The 14,629-nt window shown below is 60.7% G+C and carries 14 protein-coding genes and 1 pseudogene; 6 read left to right on the top strand and 9 right to left on the bottom strand.

The features are described 5' to 3' along the window. Positions 1-78 precede the first annotated feature (78 nt). The 4 genes from AC1D1M_RS18580 (at position 79) to AC1D1M_RS18595 (ending at position 3,147) form a co-directional block, all read left to right on the top strand. Positions 79-354 carry a DUF493 domain-containing protein gene (locus AC1D1M_RS18580; protein WP_007990615.1) on the top strand — a complete coding sequence of 92 codons (276 nt, stop codon included), beginning with the start codon at positions 79-81 and terminating at the stop codon, positions 352-354. Beyond that, on the top strand, positions 354-1,001 hold the full coding sequence (lipB, locus tag AC1D1M_RS18585; RefSeq protein ID WP_477776759.1) for a lipoyl(octanoyl) transferase LipB: 648 nt from the start codon (positions 354-356) through the stop codon (positions 999-1,001). Before AC1D1M_RS18580 ends, lipB begins: the two co-directional genes overlap by 1 nt. Positions 1,002-1,026: 25 nt before the next feature. Beyond that, the gene (gene lipA, locus AC1D1M_RS18590; RefSeq protein WP_162130289.1) at positions 1,027-2,025 is read left to right on the top strand and encodes a lipoyl synthase; all 999 of its coding nucleotides are present in this window, start codon (positions 1,027-1,029) and stop codon (positions 2,023-2,025) included. A 174-nt stretch (positions 2,026-2,199) separates the two neighbouring features. Continuing rightward, positions 2,200-3,147, top strand: coding sequence for a S66 peptidase family protein (locus AC1D1M_RS18595; protein ID WP_477776760.1), 948 nt, complete (start codon positions 2,200-2,202; stop codon positions 3,145-3,147). Between the two features lie 20 nt (positions 3,148-3,167). On the opposite strand, the gene AC1D1M_RS18600 is transcribed toward AC1D1M_RS18595, so the two are convergent. The 5 genes from AC1D1M_RS18600 to leuS all read right to left on the bottom strand — a co-directional run bounded on the left by AC1D1M_RS18600 (position 3,168) and on the right by leuS (position 9,224). Then, the gene (locus AC1D1M_RS18600; protein WP_477776761.1) at positions 3,168-4,490 is read right to left on the bottom strand and encodes a lytic murein transglycosylase; all 1,323 of its coding nucleotides are present in this window, start codon (positions 4,488-4,490) and stop codon (positions 3,168-3,170) included. Positions 4,491-4,552: 62 nt separating this feature from the next. Continuing rightward, a complete protein-coding gene (gene arfA / locus AC1D1M_RS18605) occupies positions 4,553-4,717 on the bottom strand; it encodes an alternative ribosome rescue factor ArfA (protein ID WP_008052393.1) in 165 nt (54 codons plus the stop codon). A 130-nt stretch (positions 4,718-4,847) separates the two neighbouring features. Further along, positions 4,848-5,885: a DNA polymerase III subunit delta gene (gene holA, locus AC1D1M_RS18610; RefSeq protein WP_477776762.1), complete on the bottom strand. Its 1,038-nt coding sequence runs from the start codon at positions 5,883-5,885 to the stop codon at positions 4,848-4,850. Positions 5,886-5,924: 39 nt separating this feature from the next. Further along, positions 5,925-6,530: an LPS-assembly lipoprotein LptE gene (locus tag AC1D1M_RS18615; protein WP_477776763.1), complete on the bottom strand. Its 606-nt coding sequence runs from the start codon at positions 6,528-6,530 to the stop codon at positions 5,925-5,927. Between the two features lie 87 nt (positions 6,531-6,617). Beyond that, on the bottom strand, positions 6,618-9,224 hold the full coding sequence (leuS, locus tag AC1D1M_RS18620; RefSeq protein WP_477776764.1) for a leucine--tRNA ligase: 2,607 nt from the start codon (positions 9,222-9,224) through the stop codon (positions 6,618-6,620). A gap of 281 nt (positions 9,225-9,505) precedes the next feature. On the opposite strand from leuS, the gene AC1D1M_RS18625 reads away from it, so the two are divergent. Beyond that, complete coding sequence (locus AC1D1M_RS18625; RefSeq protein ID WP_477776765.1) at positions 9,506-9,826, top strand: hypothetical protein; 321 nt, start codon at positions 9,506-9,508, stop codon at positions 9,824-9,826. A gap of 104 nt (positions 9,827-9,930) precedes the next feature. Continuing rightward, a complete protein-coding gene (locus AC1D1M_RS18630) occupies positions 9,931-10,692 on the top strand; it encodes a YdcF family protein (protein WP_477776766.1) in 762 nt (253 codons plus the stop codon). Between the two features lie 35 nt (positions 10,693-10,727). Here AC1D1M_RS18630 and lnt read toward each other — a convergent pair. The 4 genes and pseudogenes from lnt to AC1D1M_RS18650 all read right to left on the bottom strand — a co-directional run. Beyond that, positions 10,728-12,164: pseudogene (gene lnt / locus AC1D1M_RS18635) on the bottom strand (apolipoprotein N-acyltransferase); the annotation flags it as partial. An 8-nt stretch (positions 12,165-12,172) separates the two neighbouring features. Beyond that, positions 12,173-13,012 (bottom strand): HlyC/CorC family transporter, encoded by an 840-nt coding sequence (locus AC1D1M_RS18640; RefSeq protein WP_027924283.1) that lies wholly within the window; start codon positions 13,010-13,012, stop codon positions 12,173-12,175. A 5-nt stretch (positions 13,013-13,017) separates the two neighbouring features. Next, complete coding sequence (ybeY, locus tag AC1D1M_RS18645) at positions 13,018-13,512, bottom strand: rRNA maturation RNase YbeY (protein WP_477776767.1); 495 nt, start codon at positions 13,510-13,512, stop codon at positions 13,018-13,020. Then, a complete protein-coding gene (locus AC1D1M_RS18650; protein WP_008022966.1) occupies positions 13,505-14,512 on the bottom strand; it encodes a PhoH family protein in 1,008 nt (335 codons plus the stop codon). The genes ybeY and AC1D1M_RS18650 overlap by 8 nt, the downstream gene beginning before the upstream one ends. Positions 14,513-14,629 lie beyond the last annotated feature (117 nt).

Consider the following 14,629-nt stretch of genomic DNA (forward strand, 5'->3'; position numbering starts at 1 on the left):
GCACCTGCATGGCCCCGCGCTGATCCAGCGTGGGGTCATGCCCGTCGCCACGGCTTACGCTTACGAGGCCGTTACGCCATGACCGATACCGAAGTAAAGGCGCCAAAGATCGAATTCCCGGTCACTGACTATCCCGTTAAGGTAATCAGCGATACCGGTGTGGGCAACAAGGACAAGATCATCAAGATCGTCGAGAAGCACGCCAAGATCAACGATGAGCGTGTTGACGAGCGCCAGAGCAGCAACGGCAAATACACCACCATTCAGTTGCACATCGTCGCGACCGACCAGGACCAGCTGTACAACATCAACAGCGAACTGCGGGCCACCGGTTTCGTGCACATGGTGCTGTGATGGCTGGCACGCTGGGCTTTCGCGAGCTCGGCCAGATGGCTTACGAGCCGGTCTGGCATGCCATGCAACGCTTCACCAATGAACGCGGCAGTGATGCCGCCGACGAGATCTGGCTGGTTGAGCATCCTCCGGTGTTCACCCAGGGCCAGGCCGGCAAGGCCGAACATTTGCTGCTTCCCGGTGATATTCCGGTGGTGCAGGTCGACCGCGGTGGTCAGGTGACCTACCACGGTCCCGGCCAACTGGTGGCTTATCTGCTGCTGGACGTGCGCAAGCTCGGGTTTGGCGTGCGCGATCTGGTCAGCCGGATGGAGCAATGCCTGATCGAACTGCTGGCCAGTTACGGCGTCACCGCCGTGGCCAAGCCCGATGCACCGGGTGTCTACGTCGACGGGGCGAAAATCGCCTCGCTGGGTCTGCGGATCCGCCACGGCTGTTCCTTTCATGGCCTGGCCTTGAACGTGGACATGAACCTGGAACCGTTTCGACGGATTAATCCCTGCGGCTACGCCGGGCTGGCGATGACCCAGCTGAGCGATCACGCAGGATCGATTGAATTTGCCGAGGTAAGTGCCCGGCTGCGCGCGCAGCTCGTCAAACACCTCGACTATGCTGAGCAGACGACCCTGACGGGCGGAATCGACTGATATGACTACTGATGCAGTGCAAACCATGATCCCGACGCTCGATGTCACCGAGCGCCCGGCCCCGCGTCCCAAGGTAGAAGCCGGCGTCAAGCTGCGCGGCGCCGAAAAGGTTGCACGCATCCCGGTGAAGATCATTCCGACTACCGAATTGCCGAAGAAGCCGGACTGGATTCGTGTCCGCATCCCGGTTTCGCCGGAAGTCGACCGCATCAAGGCCCTGCTGCGCAAACACAAGTTGCACAGCGTGTGCGAAGAAGCCTCCTGCCCGAACCTGGGCGAGTGCTTCTCCGGCGGCACCGCGACCTTCATGATCATGGGTGACATCTGCACCCGTCGTTGCCCGTTTTGTGACGTCGGCCACGGCCGTCCGAAGCCACTGGACGTCAATGAGCCGGAAAGCCTGGCCATCGCCATCGCCGACTTGCGTCTGAAGTACGTGGTGATCACCTCGGTGGACCGCGACGACCTGCGTGACGGCGGTGCCCAGCACTTTGCCGACTGCATCCGTGAAATCCGCAAGCTGTCGCCGAACGTGCAGCTCGAGACCCTGGTCCCGGACTACCGTGGCCGCATGGACATCGCCCTGGAAATCACCGCCGCCGAGCCGCCGGATGTGTTCAACCACAACCTGGAAACCGTGCCGCGCCTGTACAAGGCTGCACGTCCGGGTTCGGACTACCAGTGGTCGCTGACCCTGCTGCAACGCTTCAAGCAGATGATGCCGCACATTCCAACCAAGTCCGGCCTGATGCTGGGCCTGGGCGAGACCGACGAAGAAGTCATCGAAGTCATGAAGCGCATGCGCGAGCACGACATCGACATGTTGACCCTGGGCCAGTACCTGCAACCGTCCCGCAGCCACTTACCGGTGCAGCGTTTCGTGCACCCGGACACCTTTGCCTGGTTCGCCGAGGAAGGCTACAAGATGGGCTTCAAGAACGTTGCCTCCGGTCCGTTGGTACGCTCCTCGTATCACGCCGACGAGCAGGCCAAGCTGGTCAAGGCCGAGCTGATGTCGTCCTGATTGACGCAATGAAATGAAAGGCGCCCGCACGGTGTTCAGCCTTGCGGGCGTTTTTTTGCCTGGCCTATGGCAACGGCTGTTTTTTTCTGCAACCTGCGGGGCAACGGTTCCTCTTCTGTTTGTCCCCGTTCCTGACTACTGTGTGCTGAAGATTTCACGCAGGGAGATTCACGGATGACCGCTCGACCGACCCACACCCTTTGCCCTCATGCTCCCGTCCCGGCACTGCCGTCGGAAGGTATGATCGGCGTTATCGCACCCGCCGGTCCCGCGCCGCTGGACACCGACAAGGCGGTGCAATGGATGCGTGCACGGGGTTATTCACTGAAAGTGTTTCCCGGGGTCTACGAAAAAAACGGCTACCTGGCCGGTAGCGACGAGGTGCGACTTGGCGACCTGCATGCAGCGTTCGCCGACAGCGAAGTGGATGCCATCATCTGCCTGCGCGGCGGTTACGGCACGCCGCGGCTGCTCGATCGTATCGATTTCAAGTTGCTGCGTGACAACGCCAAGCCGTTCGTCGGCTACAGCGACATCACCGCGCTGCATTTGGCGATAAGTCGTTATGCCGGCTTCGTGACCTTTCATGGTCCGATGCTCAATGCCGACCTGCTGGGTGACAAGCAAAAACCTACGGAGCCTTCCTTCTTCAACATGCTGCGAGGGCAGGTGAGGGCGGGAACAGTACTGGCTCATCCGGTGGCCTACCCGCTGACCACGATCGAGCCTGGCGTGGCCAATGGGCGCTTGCTCGGTGGCAATCTGGCCATGATCGCCGCGACCATGGGCACGCCTTACGAGATTGACGCCGAGGGTGTCATTCTGTTTATCGAGGACATCAACGAGCCGCTGTATCGCATCGACCGGTTGCTGACCCATCTGCGACTGGCAGGCACGTTGCACAAACTGCGCGGCGTGTTGGTCGGGGATGTGGCGGGGGTGGAGGTGGCAGCGCTGGACAGGTTGCTCAAGCAGACCTTCGAGCCATTGAAGATTCCGGTGTTGTCCGGGTGGCGTAGCGGCCATTGCGATCCGAACCTGACGCTGCCCATGGGGGCGTTGGTCAGGCTGGATGCGGGGAATCAGGAATTGATGCTGGAGCAGGATGTGGTAATCAGGTAAGTCGCGAATATCTTTTGCTTTTAACGGTTACGCAACCCTTCCAGCAACTTGTGCGTCGGATAGCCATCCGCCGGCCAGCCAAACGACTGCTGGGCGCTGCGGATCGCCTTGCGGGTGTTGGCGCCGATGATCCCGTCGGCGGTGCCGGCATCGTAGTTTTGTGTGCTCAGCAGGTTTTGCAATTCAATCCGCTCGGTACGGCTCAGTGGCAGATCATCCTTTGGCCACGTGCCGCTGATCAGGCCTGCGCCATTGAAGCGTTCGGACAACAGGCTCACCCCCAGGGCGTATGAAGACGAGTTGTTGTACTTGAGGATTGCCCGGAAGTTATCGAGCACGAGGAACGCCGGGCCACGGTAACCGGCCGGCAGCAACAGGGCTGCGGACAATTGCTCGGAGCCGGCCGGGACCTGGCCACCGTTGGGCAGGGTAATGCCCAGTTGCCGCCATTCGGCGACGCTCTTGCGAATCGTGCCATCGGCCAGCACGTAGTTGAACCCGCTCGGCAGCTGGACTTCAAAGCCCCACGGCTGGCCTCTCTGCCAGCCTGAGCTTTGCAGGTAATGCGCGGTCGAGGCCAGGGCGTCGGCCGAGCTGCCCCAGATATCGCGGCGTCCGTCACCATCGAAGTCCACGGCATGGGTGTTGTAGGTGGTCGGGATGAACTGGGTCTGGCCCATGGCACCGGCCCAGGATCCGAGCATCTTCTCGGGTTCGATATCGCCTTGTTGCAGGATTTGCAGGGCGGCAATCAATTGCGCGTGGGCGAAACCGGGGCGACGCCCTTCGTAGGCCAGGGTCGCCAGCGAGTTGATCACCGACTTGCTGCCCTGGAACTGGCCAAAGTTGCTTTCCATTCCCCACACGGCCACCAGAGCCTGACGATCGACGCCGTAACGCTGCTCGATGCTTTGCAGGATGTCGGCGTACTGGTTGATCAGCGACTGGCCTTTGCGTACCCGCAGCGGCGACAAGGCGCCGTCGAGGTATTCCCACACCGGTTTTGCGAATTCCGGTTGGCTGCGATCGGCACGAATCACGCTGGGGTCGAAGCTGACATTGGCGAAGGCGCGATCGAACAGATCGGCGCGGATACCGGCGGCCAGGGCATCCTTTCGGAAGCTTGCCTGCCATTCGGCAAAGGTCTGGGTTGGCTGGATGTCGAGGTTCTCACCGGTCGGAACCACAGGCGGAACAACCGCCGGGGCGGTGGCGACAGGAAGAGTCTGAAGCGGCTGAGCGTCGGCTGCGGTCGGTTTTTCCGCACAGGCGACTAGCAAAACAAGGCTGGAGGCAGCGATCAATTGGCGCAAGTGCCAACGACGGGAAAGACAAAAGGGCATGCACGGGTCCAGGGAATACGGATCAGGTGCAGACCTTAACATGTTGAGCGGATGCTTGCCTTTCAGGCCGCCAGAAAGTAAGAAGCCTCCCAGCTGTCAGACTGGAAGGCTTCGCGGCGGTAACTGCCTTTGCCCTTGGCGGGGCGTTCCTGGCGGCTGCGGAACAATGGCTGGGCGATGATGGATTTGGCCTTGTTGGGGCCATGCGTTGATGGCTTTTTGCTCATGATGATGCCTCGCAAGTGAGTGGTTTTTGCGGGGCAAATCATCGGCCGAAGTTGAGGGGATGTCTAGTCCCTACATTGTGTAGGACCTTCCATTGATCTTGATAGCGATGTGGTTTCTGTGGCGAGGGGGCTATTCAGCGGGCAATGTCAGACGCTGCCCGGCCATCAACAACGTCAACCGGCTCAAGCTCATCCATGGCGAACCGGCTGCCTGGCCCTTGATCTGGGCGTCGATGCGCTGCGCTTCGAGCAGCAGTTGCGCCCAGCGTTGGGCCGAGTAGCGTTGCAGGGCTTTGCTCACCAACGGTTTACGTTTGTCCCAGACCGGAGGTTTGGCCTGACTGAAGGCCTTGTCCAGCGGCGTCCCCTGGCTGTATTGCAGCGAAATATTGGCCAGCAGGCGCAACTCCCGGGCCAGGGCCCAGAGAATCACCGGCGGCTCGACGCCTTCACCGCGTAACCCTTCGAGCATGCGCAAGGCATGGGCCGCTTCACCATTGAGCACCGCATCGGTCAGGCCAAAGACGTCGAAGCGCGCACTGTCGGCCACCGCAGCCTGCACGGTTTCAATGGTGATCTGACCCCCTTCGGCCATCAGTTTGAGCTTTTCGATTTCCTGGGCGGCGGCCAGCAAGTTGCCCTCGACTCGTGCCGCGATCAGCTCAACGGCGTCCTGGCTGGCGGAAAGCCCGGCCTGGGACAAACGTTGGCGGATCCAGCTTGGTAACTGGGCGACATCGACTGGCCAGATTTGCACGAACTGGGTTTGCTGTCCTTCGACCAGCGCTTTGCCCCACTTGGTTTTCTGCGCGCTGCCATCGAGTTTCGGCAGGCTGATCAGCAGTATGGTGTCATCGGCCGGACGCGAGCAGTACTCGATAAGCGCGGCGGCACCTTTGTCGCCGGGTTTGCCGGAAGGCAAGCGCAGTTCCAGCAGGCGCTTTTCGGCGAACAGCGACATGCTGGCACCGGCTTGCAGCAGCGTCCCCCAGTCGAAACTGGCGTCGGCGGCAAACACCTGGCGTTCATCGAATCCCTGCTGACGGGCGGCAGCGCGAACAGCGTCGGCCGCCTCCTGGCACAACAGCGGGTCATCGCCGCTGATGATGTAGACCGGCGCAAGGGCGCCTTGCAGGTGTTTGGCGAGTTGGGCGGGGGCGAGCTTCATAAGAGAGGGCGAACGGAGCGCCTGAGCGCCCCGTAAGTCTTACTGCTGCGGCAGTTCGATAGGCGACTGACGCGGGGTATCCGCTTCAGCCTTTTTTGCCGCTTCCAGTGCGGCGGTATCAGCCTTGGCCTTGGCTTCGGCAGTCTGCTGCAACTGATCCAGTTGGCCAGGGCTCACTTGTTGCAGGCGCAGCATCATGCGTTGAACCAGCTCGCGGCGGGCTTCTGTCCGGGCCGTTGCGGCTTCCTGGTCGGAACCCACCAGGTTGTTGCCGTCGTGCATGTAGATTTTCTGCACTTCAAGCTTGTCGCTTATCAGTGGCAGGTCACCGCGACCACGGATGTCGTAGTTCAACACGGTGGTCACCTGGTATTCGCCAGCACGACCGGCACCGGCGTAGCTGAGGATGCGTTGGCTTTCCTGCTCATTGGTCAGCACCAGTTTGTAAGGTGCGCCGTTGTAGACCTTGACGCCGCTGCCTTCCAGTACCTGACGCAATTGGGTCACGGTTTGGCCATAGGCGTTGCGGGCACTCAGGTCGAGTTCCTTGATCGCCAGTTCGTCGGTGCCGGTGCCGCGCAGCTGGAAACCGCAGGCGCTCAACAGAACCGCGAGGCCCATCACCAGCAGATTGCGTTTGATCATCTTGTTGCTCCCCTTGAAACCATGTGGGCCGATCAAGCGGCCCGAAAGGTTTTACTCGGCGCCAGGCTCACCTGGCGCCTGATCCAATTAGCTGGCGACGATATTGACCAGTTTTCCGGGCACTACGATCACTTTTCGAATGGTCAGACCGTCGACGAAGCGCAGAACGTTCTCGTTGGCACGGGCGGCTGCTTCGACTTCTTCACGGCTGGCACTGGCCGGCATTTCAATGTGACCACGCAGTTTGCCGTTGACCTGAATTACCAGTTGCAGGCTGTCCTGTACCAAAGCGCTGTCATCCACCACCGGCCAGCCGGCGTCGATCACAGGATCGGCGTGACCCAGTTGATTCCACAGCTCGTGGCTGATGTGCGGCGTGATCGGAGCCAGCAGCAGAATCACGGTTTCCAGACCTTCGTGAATCAGTGCGCGATCCTGTTCGGTGCCTTGTGCGGCTTTTTCCAGCACGTTCATCAGCGTCATCACCTGAGCGATGGCGGTGTTGAATTTGTGGTTCTGGCCGACGTCCTGGCTGGCCTGCTTGATGGCCAGATGGATTGAGCGACGAACGGCTTTCTGTTCGTCATTCAGGCTGGCGACGTCCAGCTTGCCCGGCAGGCCCTGAGTGACGTGCGCTTGAGCCAGACGCCAGACGCGCTTGAGGAAACGGTGTGAACCTTCTACGCCGGAGTCAGACCATTCCGCGCTCATGTCCGGTGGCGAGGCGAACATCATGAACAGGCGGCAGGTGTCTGCACCGAACTGGTCAATCATCGACTGTGGGTCGACGCCGTTGTTCTTCGACTTGGCCATTTTTTCTGTGCCACCGATTTCCACCGGCAAACCGTCAGCTTTCAACTTGGCGCTGATCACCTTGGCTTTGCTGTCACGCTCGAGCTCGACGTCCGCCGGGTTGAACCAGGTGTAAGCGCCGTTGGCTTCGCGACGATAGTAAGTCTCGGCGATCACCATGCCCTGGGTCAGCAGGTTCTTGAACGGCTCGTTGGAGCTCACCAGGCCTTCGTCACGCATCAATTTGTGGAAGAAGCGCGCATAGAGCAGGTGAAGAATTGCGTGTTCGATACCGCCGATGTACTGATCCACCGGCAACCAGTGGTCGGCCGCCGATTTTTCGACCAGGCCGCCTTCAAAGTGCGGCGAGGCGTAGCGGGCGTAGTACCACGAGGACTCGACGAAGGTGTCCATGGTGTCGGTTTCACGCTTGGCCGGCGCGCCGCATTTCGGGCAGCTGCACTCGTAGAACTCGGGCATGCGCGCCAGTGGCGAACCGGCACCGTCAGGTACGACGTCTTCCGGCAGCACGACAGGCAGTTGATCTTCCGGCACCGGCACGTCACCACAAGTGTTGCAGTGGATGATCGGGATCGGACAGCCCCAGTAACGCTGACGGCTGATGCCCCAGTCGCGCAGGCGGAACTGGGTACGCGAGGCGCCCAGTTCTTTCTTGATCAGCGCAACTTCGATGGCGTCGAAGGCACCCGCGAAGTCGAGGCCGTCGAACTCGCCGGAATTGATCAGCGTGCCGTACTCGCCGTAGGCGTCTTGCCATGGCGCCGGGTTGCTATCACCGGAACTGGTGCGCACGACCGATTTAACCGGCAGGTTGTACTTGTGGGCGAATTCGAAATCGCGCTCGTCGTGGGCCGGAACCGCCATCACCGCACCGTCGCCGTAGTGCATCAGCACATAGTTGGCGACCCATACCGGCAGTTTTTCGCCGGTCAGCGGGTGCTCGACGAACAGGCCGGTCGGCAGACCTTTTTTCTCCTGGGTGGCGACGTCGGCTTCAGCCACGCTGCCGCCCTTGCATTCAGCGATGAACGCTTGCAGCTCAGGATTGTTGCGGGCGGCCAGGGTGGCCAGGTGGTGTTCTGCGGCCACGGCAACGTAGGTCGCGCCCATCAGGGTGTCCGGACGGGTGGTGAAGACTTTCAGCGCGCCGGTTTCGCCGATGGAATCGACGTTGTACGGGAACTGTACTTCCATGCCGCGGGACTTGCCGATCCAGTTGCGCTGCATGGTCTTGACCTGTTCAGGCCAGCCAGTCAGTTCGTCGAGGCTCTCCAGCAGCTCATCCGCGTAGGCGGTGATCTTGAAGTAGTACATCGGGATTTCGCGCTTTTCGATCAGCGCGCCGGAACGCCAACCGCGACCGTCGATCACTTGCTCGTTGGCCAGGACGGTCTGGTCGACCGGGTCCCAGTTCACTGTGCCGCTTTTTTTGTAAATCACACCTTTTTCGAACAGGCGAGTGAACAGCCATTGTTCCCAGCGGTAGTAATCGGGCTTGCAGGTGGTTACTTCACGCGACCAGTCCACCGCCAGGCCCAGGCTGCGCAGTTGGGACTTCATGTAGGCAATGTTTTCGTAGGTCCACTTGGCGGGCGCTACGTTGTTCTTCATCGCGGCGTTTTCCGCCGGCATACCGAAGGCGTCCCAACCCATGGGTTGCAGAACGTTCTTGCCTTGCATGCGCTGGTAGCGGGAGATCACGTCGCCGATGGTGTAGTTGCGCACGTGCCCCATGTGTAGTTTGCCGCTGGGGTAAGGGAACATCGACAGGCAGTAATAAGTCTCCTTGCCTGGCTGTTCACTGACTTCAAAGGACTTTTGCTCGTCCCAGAACGACTGGGCGGCGGCTTCGATTTCACGGGGCTGATATTGTTCGTGCATGGCTACTTTTGAACTGAATAGGGGTGGCCTAATCCTCTTCAATGCAACGCTGGACGCTGATCACGCCAAATTGGCGTTTTCGATGCCCAGCCGAGCTGGAAGTGGAGTTACAGGAAGCGCCGTAGCATACATGACCGCACTCTGCCGAGGGAAACCCTGATTGCTGCCGCGCGTCCTGCGAAAACCGCTGCGAGGGCCGTTGGTCGCGGCGTTCAGCCGGTTTGTTCATGGAAGCTAAGCTCTAACTGGGGAGTAGGTCTTATCTTCCAATGAGGTGAGGGATGGTTGAGTCACAGCAAAAAGCTACAAAACCGGAGCTGTACGAAAGGCTGATCGATCGTTTGGCCTTGGCCCTGGATGCGGCAAGGACCGCTGGCCGGTTGCGCGACGAACACCCTCTGGAACTGGAACTGCGTGGTCTGAGCCCCGCAGAGTTTGCACTGGTCAAGGCGTATCTGGATCGCAGTGAGCGTGAGACACACGGATGCTTGTCAGAGGCGGTAAAGCAACTCGACGCACCACGTTCGGCCAAGATCATCTGGCTCAAGGACAAGGTTCCCGGCAGAGACGCGGTAAAGGTCCGGTCTTTCCAGTTCAAATAGGGCACAGAGCCATGCTCCATGCATTTTTGAAACATAGTCCTTCCGTAATGATTGTCGCATTGCGCCAACCCACTTAGGCTTCGGGCATCTCCGGGAGATGCTCAATGCCTTTTCGTTATTTCGTAAAACAACTTCTTTTGCCACCCGGCATTCTATTGCTGCTGCTTTTGCTTGCCTGGTGGTTGCGCCGTTCAAGGCCAAGGCTTGCCGGTGCGTGCTTTGCGCTGGGTCTGGGCGGCTTCTGGCTGATGAGCCTGCCGGTGGTGGTGCAGTGGAGTGCAGGCCTGCTCGAGCGGGAGCCACCGCTGGCCCGCGATGAATGGGCAGTCCTGGGGCAGCGCGCGGATGCGATCGTGGTCCTCGGATCGGGGCGCGAGCGCGGTGACGTGGCGTGGGGCGCTGACCAGCCCACGGGCGTCGGCCTGGAACGCCAGCGCTTTGCCGCGCGGCTGGCCAAGGTTTCCGGCTTGCCGGTATTGACCAGCGGCGGCTTGCATTACGGCACGCCGCCCAGCGAGGCGCAGATGATGGCTGACTCCTTGCGTGACGATTTTGGCGTGAGCGTGCGCTGGCAGGAAGGGCGCAGCCGCACGACCTGGGAAAATGCGCAGTTCAGCGCCGAGGTGTTGCTGCCACAGGGCATCAAGCGTGTGGTGCTCGTGACTCACGCCTGGCATATGCCACGAGCGGTCTGGAGTTTCCGCAAGGCCGGGTTTGAGGTGGTGCCGGCGCCGGTAGGGTTTCTGGGTGGGGATAACTCGCGGCCACTGGGTGGCTGGATGCCGGAGTTCAAGGCGATCTGGCAGAACGGGCAATTGATGAACGAGGCGGTGGGGCAGATCGGTTATTCGCTTTTTTACCGGTAAAGATCAAAAGATCGCAGCCTGCGGCAGCTCCTACAGAGGTACGGCGTGAGGTTGTGCATCGGCACCACTTCGCCATACAGGATGCCGCGTTCGAACTGCGGGATCTGATCGGTAATCTGGCCGAACGGGTTGATCAGGCCGGACACGCCGTTGTTGGTAGCGCGGATCATCCAGCGGCCGGCCTCCAGTGCGCGCATCTGCGCCATCTGCAGGTGTTGCAGGGGGCCGATGGAGGTGCCGAACCAGGTGTCGTTGCTGATGGTCAGCAGCAGGTCGCTGCGGGCGGCAAGGCTGGCGGCGAACTCCGGATAAACCACTTCATAGCAGATGAACGGCGCGATCTGATAACCCTTGGCCTGCAGCAACGGCTGGTCAGCCGGGCCACGAGCGAAGTCTGACATTGGCAGATCGAAGAACGCGATCAGTCCGCGCAGCATATCCTGCAAGGGCACATATTCACCAAACGGAACCAGTTTTTGCTTGAGATAGGTGCCGTCGCCTTCACCGGTAGCGGTGATGCCATTGAAGAAACGCTTCTCGTGGCGTACCTCCATGCGGACCGGGACGCCGGTAATGAACGCCGATTTACGTTCGGCCGCGAAGCTGCCCATCATGTTCAGGTAGCCCTCGGCGGATTCCTTGAGCACCGGGATCGCCGTTTCCGGCCAGATGAGCAAATCGGCTCGTTTGGAGCTGAAACTCATGTCGCGGTACAACGCCAGTTGCGCGTTGAGCTGCGCCGGGTCCCACTTCATGCTCTGCTCGATGTTGCCCTGAATGGCTGCGACGCTCAGTGGCGGGCCCGACGGGCTGGTCCAGGCGTGGTGCTTGAGCGCGATACCGACCAGCCAGGGGCCGACCAGCAGCAATGCGCCGGCAGCGATGAAGCCTTTGCGTCCCGTGCGAACCAGGCGCAAGCCGTTGTAGATCAACGCGGCCGTCAGGGCCAGGGTAAAGGAAATCAGCCACATCCCGCCGATGGGGGCGAGCCCGGCCAGCGGGCCGTCGAGCTGACTGTACCCGGAATACAGCCACGGGAAACCCGTCAGGAACCAGCCGCGAAACGCTTCCTGGGCGACCCACAGCGCCGCGAAGGCCAGGGCATCGGCCAGCGGCGCCTCATTGCGACGCAGCCAGCGCGCCCAAACCCAGGCGGGCAGGGCAAAGAACCAGGCAATCGCCGCCGTGAAGAGCAGCATCAGGAAACCGGCCAGCAGCACTGAAGCGCCGCCGAAATGGTGAATGCTGTAGTAGATCCAGCTGGTGCCGGCACCGAACAGGCCGAAACCGAAGCACCAGCCGCGACCCAATGCCTGACGTGGGCTCAGTTCGCGCAGGCCGGCATAGAACAGGCCGACGGCGAGCAGTGCCAGTGGCCAGATATCGAACGGCGCCAGGGCCAGGGTGGTGATTGCACCGGCCGCCACGGCCAGCAGGTTACCGGGCCAGCCGGGGCGGGTTGTCCAGCGCATTTCAATCCTTAGCGAGCAATGGGCGTCAGGCGAAGCAAGTGAATCCGACGGCTGTCGGCGTTCAGGATGCGGAAGCGGTACGGGCCGATTTCAGTGATTTCGTTACGTTTTGGCAAATGCCCGAACGCGCTCATCACCAGGCCGCCAACGGTGTCGAATTCATCGTCGGAGAACTCGCTGTCGAAAAACTCATTGAAGTTCTCGATCGGCGTCAGGGCCTTGATCAGGAAATCACCGCTGGGCAGCGGCTTGATGTAGCTGTCTTCTTCGACGTCGTGTTCGTCTTCGATGTCGCCGACGATCTGTTCCAGCACGTCTTCGATGGTCACCAGGCCTGCCACGCCGCCGTACTCGTCGATGACGATGGCCATGTGGTTGTGGTTGGCGCGAAATTCGCGCAGCAGCACGTTAAGGCGCTTGGATTCCGGCACGAAGGTGGCCGGGCGCAGCAGGTCCTTGATGTTGAAACTGTCGCCGTTCTCCTTGAGGATCAACGGCAGCAGGTCCTTGGCCAGCAACACGCCCATCACGTCATCGTGGCTTTCGCCGATCACCGGGTAGCGGGAGTGGGCCGAGTCGACCACGGCAGGCAGGAACTCGCGGGGTGTCTGGGTCGCCTTGATGCTGACCATTTGCGAGCGCGGGACCATGATGTCCCGGACCTGCAGGTCAGCCACCTGGATGGCGCCTTCGACGATGGCCAGCGCTTCGCTGTCCAGCAGTTTGTTCTGGTGTGCATCGCGCAGCAGCTCCAGCAGCTCCTGGCGGTTTTTCGGCTCGTGGGCAAAAGCCTGGGTGAGCTTACCCAGCCATGACTTCTGCCCGTTGCTCGATCGATCTTCGCTCATAGCGATTACTCTGAATCCTTTGTTGTTTCGGTAGGGGATAAATCGGCTTCGTCGTCCGCGTACGGATCGGGAAAGCCCAGTTCTGCAAGCAACGTTCGTTCCAGTGCTTCCATTTCTTCGGCTTCGTCGTCATCAATATGGTCGTAACCAAGCAGATGCAAGCAGCCGTGAATCACCAGGTGTGCCCAATGGGCCTTGAGTTCCTTGCCTTGATCCAGGGCTTCACGCTCGACCACGGCCACGCAGATCACCAGATCGCCCAGCAGCGGGATGTCGAGGAACTCATCCGGCACGTCGGCCGGGAATGACAAGACGTTAGTTGCGTAATCCTTTTGCCGCCAGGTGTGGTTCAGCTCGCGTCCTTCGGCTTCGTCGACCAGACGAATGGTCATCTCCGAGTCGGCGGTGCGCTGGCGCAAAGCCAGTTCGCACCACTGGCGGAACTCGGCTTCGCTGGGGGCGTTGGCTTCGGTGGCGATTTGCAGGTCAAGCTCAAGCATCGCGGCGGCTGTCCTTGGCGGCGGCATCATCGGCCGCTTTGGTTTCGAAGCGCTCGTAGGCTTCGACGATGCGCTGCACCAGTGGATGGCGCACGACGTCCTTGGGCTGGAAATGGGTGAAGCTGATCCCCGGCACATCCTTGAGCACTTCAATCACGTGGTGCAGGCCGGACTTGGTGCCGCGTGGCAGGTCGACCTGGGTGATGTCCCCGGTGATGACGGCCGTGGAACCGAAGCCGATCCGGGTCAGGAACATCTTCATTTGCTCGACCGTGGTGTTCTGGCTTTCGTCGAGAATGATGAAGCTGTTGTTCAGCGTACGGCCGCGCATGTAGGCCAGCGGCGCGACTTCGATCACCTGGCGCTCGATCAGCTTGGCGACGTATTCGAAGCCGAGCATTTCGTATAGCGCGTCGTAGAGTGGGCGCAGATACGGGTCGATCTTTTGCGACAGGTCGCCGGGCAGGAAGCCGAGTTTTTCACCCGCTTCGACCGCCGGACGCACCAGCAGGATGCGGCGGATCTGCTCGCGCTCCAGCGCATCGACCGCGCAGGCCACGGCCAGATAGGTCTTGCCGGTACCGGCCGGGCCGATGCCGAAGTTGATGTCGTTACCGAGGATTTCCTTCACGTAGCGCAGCTGATTCAAGCCGCGGGGGCGAATCATGCCTTTTTTGGTGCGCAGGGCCACGGACGGTTCGGCGGGGGAGTGGTTGTCCAGCTGTTCGACGGCCGATTCCTGCAGGAACAGGTGCACCATGTCCGGCGACAGCTCGGTACCCTTGGTTTCCCGGTACAGGCGGCGCAGGAGGTTTTCCGCGGAGGTGGTGTGTTTGGGTTCACCGATCAGCTCGAACTGGTTTCCGCGGTTGCGGATCTCGATGGTCAGGCGCTGTTCGATCAAGCGCAAATGCTCGTCGAATTGCCCGCACAGATTGGCGAAGCGGCGAGCTTCAAAAGGCTCGAGGATGAAACGATGTGGTTCTATGGGTGCGTTCAAGGTCGTATTTAGCCGCCCTGGGGCAATAGTGATGAATCAAGGATAGCGCCAGTGGCGTGGGCGCGAAAGCTCTTAAATAACCAACGTCGTACGCAGTCCTTGTGGGAGCGAGCTTGC

The sequence above is a fragment of the Pseudomonas sp. P1_F7 genome, assembly GCF_056405655.1.